The following is a 6,000-nucleotide window of genomic DNA, read 5'->3' as shown; positions in this document are numbered from 1 at the left end:
AGACTCTTGTGGGTCTTAGTTTCTAGCCAACGATTCGCACATCATCTTCAAAGTCGTAGGGGTTAATCATTTTCAGCATCCACTAGGCGACCTGGAATCATGGTAACTCTGTATGAGGGCAAGGTAGATTTAATAAATAAGCATCTCTCTAGCAATCCGATTTGATTTCTGAATTAATCGTAGGGACTAGGGACTGGGGACTGGGGACTGGGAAGAAGGAATAAAGGTGTACTGAGTTTTTTTCAAAAATCAAATATGAGTCCTATAGAATGTTATCAATATTAATCGAAAAAGCTTTGAGCGTTTATTTGATGGCTGCTTGTGAATTCAATGAGATTTGGCTTCATGGTATTACTGCTGCGATCGCCATTTACTTTGGCTTTATTGCTACACCAAATTTATTAGAACTGAGTTCCGATGAAAGCCACAGTCTTAGCCAGAAATAAATAGGAGTTGTATCAAAATTAAGTAAGCGAGCTAGTCATTTAATCGTATTGACTTAATAAAGAATCGTATACCAAATTAAGTATACGATTCTTGATAAAACATAGAACTAAATTGTTTTATACCCACGACTGGAATGCTTCAGTTGTTCAACCAAGGGATATTAGAGCTAATTACGGGCAGTGTATGCCATAAAGTTGGCTTTGCTTAAAATTAAGGGGGTACGCCCGTCTTTTTTAGTTACAGCTAGGAAGGAGCAAACATTTTTGTACTAAGCTTTTTGTACTAAGCAGTTTTACCTGTTACACCAAATAGGTTTTTTGGTATAACAGGCGTATACTTACTGCAAATCTAGTTGTTTAGACTGTGATGCTACTAGCGTAATGGCAAACTTAGTTCCTGGCTTAAAGTCTGCAATAGTTGCATTATATTCCAAGGACTGGTTCGCTGGTAAGTAAGATGGCCCCCCGCAAGATACATTTAAATCCGTACCATCCTGAACTTTTAAATTAGAACAACCATAAATGACTGCTTTATTGCCTTCATTATCGACTTTGCTGATCTGAAGGCTTTTAACAACCCCAGTTACATCCGTAGGCAACTCTATAATAGCTCTTTCAACCCTCAGAGCTTGTGATAACTTCATCGCGTTAGCACTGAAGCTACATCCATCGGCATTGTTAACTATCACAGTCGGTGGTAGAACATCGATTTCATTGGGGTCATTTGGATCTGGTATTATTCTTACATCACCTACTACGGTACAATCTGGCTTAATAGGCGCAGGCAGTGAATCTGCAATTGCCATTCTAGGAAAGAAAGTTGCACAAATTACGAGTAAAACAGCAAGAACTCCAAAAATCTTCTTGGAATATTTGAATCGATTCATTATTTTTTCTCCTTAAGTAGACGTTGAAAAAACCTCTATCTAAAGGAATATTCAGTAATTTTGTTATTAAATATGCAAATATGCAATTTTATTTTCAAAATTAGATTTTTCTGCGGGTGTAGACATCGCCAAAGCACCGCAAAAGTTTTCGGATGACTGGCACGAACATTGATTTCCAGCATTGTTACATTAACTGCTAGTCTCCAACTCAGCACACGCAACACTTTCTCCTCCAGCGCTGTCAAGTAAGCACTATTCGGCTTCTAGGGCGACTCCAAAAACCTCTGTACCGACTCCTAAGCGCTCACTGGAATAAACCCAACTAATGCGATCGCCTACGTGGGCCCTTGCGCCATTGCACACGAGAGCGCATCTGCTGACATTCCGCAGACAGGTAATTGAAATCCACATAGGAAAATCGGAACTAGGGGAAAATACCACTTTTACAAGACGTGAACACCGATCTAGGCGATCGCTCCACTCTTCATACAATATCTATTGAAAGTAGAAATTATCTTTACTTGGTGTTCTGGTGGTAGCCTGCGACAAGCCCTCCGGGTTCAGCAGTCGCTCATGGGGGAAACCCCCAAGACCGCGCTGCTTCACCACTACACCTTTACGTTCCTGAAAAAGCCTATGCAACCTACTAATCCTAACCAATTTACAGAAAAAGCCTGGGAAGCGATCGCCCATACCCCGGATATTGTTAAACAATATCAACAACAACAAATCGAAAGCGAACACCTGATGAAAGCTTTGCTAGAACAAGATGGTCTAGCAATTGGGATTCTCACTAAAGCGGGTGTTAATCTCCAAAAACTGCGCGATCGCACTGAACAATTTTTTCAACGTCAGCCGAAAGTATCTGGTAATAGTACTTCAGTATACTTAGGACGTAGCTTAGATACACTTCTAGATCGAGCAGACGGATATCGCAAAGAGTTTCAAGACGAATATATTTCAATTGAACACTTATTGTTGGCTTACGCTAAAGATGACCGCTTTGGCAAAGCTTTATTCCAAGAGTTTGGTTTAGACGAAGGCAAACTCAAAAATATTATTAAACAAGTTCGTGGGAGTCAAAAAGTGACCGATCAAAATCCAGAAGGCAAATACGAAGCACTGGAAAAATACGGGCGTGACCTTACAGAAGCCGCGCGTAAAGGTCAACTCGATCCAGTAATTGGACGAGATGATGAGATTCGTCGCACTGTGCAAATTCTTTCTCGCCGCACCAAAAATAATCCTGTGCTAATTGGCGAACCAGGTGTTGGTAAAACTGCGATCGCTGAAGGATTAGCACAACGTATTATCGCAGGTGATGTACCTCAATCCCTCAAAGACCGTAAGCTAATCGCTTTAGATATGGGTGCTTTGATTGCAGGGGCAAAATTCCGGGGTGAATTTGAAGAACGCCTGAAAGCAGTATTAAAGGAAGTTACCGAATCTGGCGGCAATATTGTTTTATTTATTGATGAAATTCACACCGTTGTCGGCGCTGGTGCAACCCAAGGCGCGATGGATGCGGGTAATTTATTGAAACCAATGTTGGCGCGGGGCGAATTGCGTTGTATTGGGGCAACAACGTTGGATGAATACCGCAAATACATCGAAAAAGATGCTGCACTCGAAAGACGTTTCCAGCAGGTTTATGTCGATCAGCCTAGTGTAGAAGATAGTATTTCGATTTTGCGCGGGTTGAGAGAACGTTATGAAAACCACCACGGGGTGAAAATTTCTGATAGTGCTTTAGTTGCCGCCGCCGTATTATCGAGTCGATATATTAGCGATCGCTTCCTACCAGATAAGGCAATTGACTTGGTAGACGAAGCCGCCGCTAGACTGAAAATGGAGATTACCTCCAAACCAGAAGAACTCGACGAAATCGATCGTAAAATTCTGCAATTGGAAATGGAGAAGCTATCGCTGCAAAAAGAAAGCGATGCCGCTTCTCGCGAACGTTTAGGAAGATTGGAAAAAGAAATTGCCGATCTCAAAGAAGAACAAAAAACTCTAAATACTCAATGGCAGTCTGAAAAAGATATCATTGACAAAATTCAGTCTGTTAAAAAAGAGATTGAACAGGTCAATTTAGAGATTCAGCAAGCAGAACGCGACTACGACCTTAACCGCGCTGCAGAGTTGAAATACGGCACTTTAACCAGTTTGCATCGTCAATTGGAAGCAATAGAAGCTGAATTGGCAAACACTCAAAGAAGTGGTAAATCACTATTAAGAGAAGAAGTCACAGAAGGTGATATTGCTGAAATTATTTCTAAATGGACAGGAATTCCGATCAGCAAGTTAGTGGAATCTGAGAAAGAAAAACTGCTGCATTTAGAAGATGAACTTCACCGCCGCGTGGTTGGACAAGAAGAAGCAGTCACAGCTGTAGCGGATTCAATTCAGCGATCGCGCGCTGGATTGGCCGATCCCAATCGTCCCATCGCTAGCTTTATTTTCCTTGGGCCTACGGGTGTAGGTAAAACCGAATTGGCGAAAGCGCTGGCGGCGTATATGTTCGATAGCGAAGATGCGCTGGTGCGAATCGATATGTCAGAGTACATGGAGAAACACGCCGTCTCTCGTTTAATCGGTGCGCCTCCGGGATACGTGGGTTATGAAGAAGGCGGACAACTTACAGAAGCGATTCGTCGCCGTCCTTACTCAGTGATTCTCTTCGACGAAATCGAGAAAGCACACCCCGATGTCTTTAATATCTTCTTGCAAATTCTCGATGATGGTCGCGTCACTGATGCCCAAGGTCATAAGGTGGACTTCAAGAACGCTATTATCATCATGACTAGCAACATCGGTTCGCAGTACATTCTTGATATCGCTGGGGATAACACCCACTACGATGAAATGCGCCGTCGAGTCATGGAAGCAATGCGAAATAGCTTCCGTCCAGAGTTCCTGAACCGGATTGATGAAATCATCATCTTCCACGGTTTAGATAAGAGGGAATTGCGGCAAATTGTGCTGTTGCAAGTGGAAAGATTGCGGCAAAGATTGAGCGATCGCAAAATATCTCTCAAACTCTCGGATGCTGCCCTTGACTTTTTAGCAGAAGTAGGGTATGACCCAGTGTATGGGGCGCGTCCATTGAAGCGGGCGATTCAGCGAGAGTTAGAAACTCAAATTGCTAAATCCATCTTGCGCGGCGAATTCAACGACGGCAACACTATCTTTGTAGATGTGCAAAATGAAAGGTTGTCTTTTAGCCGTTTACCAGTTGAAGTCTTTACCGGATAATTACACCTGATAAATCACACACAAAAACCCGTTTTCTCACAGAAAGCGGGTTTTTGAATTATCGAGAGGTATAGCAAGGGACTGGGGACTGGGGACTGGGGACTAGATGAATGGTTAGTTACCCTGCGGGATCTTGCTACAGTCGGGGTTTAAATCCCTATCTGAAAATGTCTAAAATGTTTGAATTTTGAATGCGTGATTTTTGAATTGTTAATGACTCTTACACATAACTTGTCGCATTTTACGCATATTTGCAGGCAACTCTAAATTCATCGCTTGTTGAATAAAAATAGATGGAATCGGAATTAGAGGTGTCGCTTGCACAGTATAAGCAAGTATTGTGCCATTACCACAATCTTGTAGTTCTAAATTGGCGTTAAAGTCCTCAAAAGTCCCATTTACCATGCGAAATTGGATTTGCTGCCCCAGCACTTCTACAACATTGAGGTAAATTTCCACTTGAGCCGTGAAAAAGAAGAAGGCTTTTTGTGCTGCTTGATACAGACGTTTGACTTCACCTTTATGTACTACCTCACTCTTGGTGATATCGGGAAAATATTGCACCCAGCGGGGATAATCAGTTAATTGCTGCCAAACGTGCGATCGCACCATCGGCAAATACATCCAGGCTGTCACCGCACCACCCGACATCTTGTGCGATCGCGTTTCTACCAAAATTTCACCCTGTACCAGCAACTTTTGCTTGTCTTGACTCCAAGCCATATCTGAACCTGCAATAATTGAATCTGATATATAAGACGCAGACATAATGATTAAGTTACTCCTCAACTCATCCACCTAAATAGAGTTGAAACTACAAGCCATAAAACTTGATTTAGAGCCAACCCATTATTAAATTAGTTCCAGTTTAATACTTATCTTTTCCGGAAAGGATGATTTGTTGCTCATCATTTCAGTTACTTTACTGTAAAAACTGTGTTTCTTATCACAATTAACATAATTAATACTCCAGTGACTTTTGTCAAAGTAATACTTGTAGATGAAAAACTGCGTTGTTAACAGCTAGAATGGCACAAACACGATTTAACATCAAGTACTTTACCCTAACGTTTGGATAGTATCTCTTGGTTTTACGTGTTATTTCTGATGAAACTATAACTTCATCGTAACTTCATATTTTAATTATCAATATCAAGTGTAATGTCTGTTGAGTTGAGAGGAAAATTAGGTGAATCAATCTTCTTTAAATCGTAGATTAATCCAGATTTTTGGTACACTTCTCGGCATTAGCGTTGCCGTCTGGGTACTGAGAGGTATTGGTATTCTCACTTTTATCCCAGGTGGAATTATTTGGCTCTTGCTACTTGGGGCGATCGCGATCGGAATTATCAGTTACGCCCAAAGGACATGGTGGCGTTTTTAGTCATTTGACTAATGACTTTGCGAAACGG

General features: G+C 41.6%; 6 protein-coding genes. 3 read left to right on the top strand and 3 right to left on the bottom strand.

All coding sequences use genetic code 11. The features are described 5' to 3' along the window. Positions 1 to 269: 269 nt before the first annotated feature. A complete protein-coding gene (locus RMX89_RS26745) occupies positions 270 to 446 on the top strand; it encodes a hypothetical protein (RefSeq protein ID WP_322691051.1) in 177 nt (58 codons plus the stop codon). Between the two features lie 338 nt (positions 447 to 784). Here RMX89_RS26745 and RMX89_RS26740 read toward each other — a convergent pair whose 3' ends face one another. Both RMX89_RS26740 and RMX89_RS26735 read right to left on the bottom strand, forming a co-directional pair. After that, a complete protein-coding gene (locus RMX89_RS26740; RefSeq protein ID WP_322691050.1) occupies positions 785 to 1,333 on the bottom strand; it encodes a hypothetical protein in 549 nt (182 codons plus the stop codon). 252 nt (positions 1,334 to 1,585) lie between these two features. Next, a complete protein-coding gene (locus tag RMX89_RS26735) occupies positions 1,586 to 1,825 on the bottom strand; it encodes a hypothetical protein (protein ID WP_322691049.1) in 240 nt (79 codons plus the stop codon). Positions 1,826 to 1,969: 144 nt separating this feature from the next. Between RMX89_RS26735 and clpB the strand changes: the two genes are divergently transcribed. Next, the gene (gene clpB / locus RMX89_RS26730; protein WP_322672292.1) at positions 1,970 to 4,588 is read left to right on the top strand and encodes an ATP-dependent chaperone ClpB; all 2,619 of its coding nucleotides are present in this window, start codon (positions 1,970 to 1,972) and stop codon (positions 4,586 to 4,588) included. 210 nt (positions 4,589 to 4,798) lie between these two features. Here clpB and RMX89_RS26725 read toward each other — a convergent pair whose 3' ends face one another. After that, entirely contained in the window at positions 4,799 to 5,356 is a 558-nt protein-coding gene (locus RMX89_RS26725; RefSeq protein WP_322672291.1) for an SRPBCC family protein, read from the bottom strand. A gap of 421 nt (positions 5,357 to 5,777) precedes the next feature. Between RMX89_RS26725 and RMX89_RS26720 the strand changes: the two genes are divergently transcribed. Further along, a complete protein-coding gene (locus RMX89_RS26720; protein WP_292729343.1) occupies positions 5,778 to 5,972 on the top strand; it encodes a hypothetical protein in 195 nt (64 codons plus the stop codon). The last annotated feature ends 28 nt before the right edge of the window (positions 5,973 to 6,000 follow it).

It is taken from the genome of Nostoc sp. DedSLP04 (assembly GCF_034530775.1).
GTDB lineage: Bacteria > Cyanobacteriota > Cyanobacteriia > Cyanobacteriales > Nostocaceae > Nostoc.
This window is presented reverse-complemented; position numbering and strand designations above follow the sequence as displayed.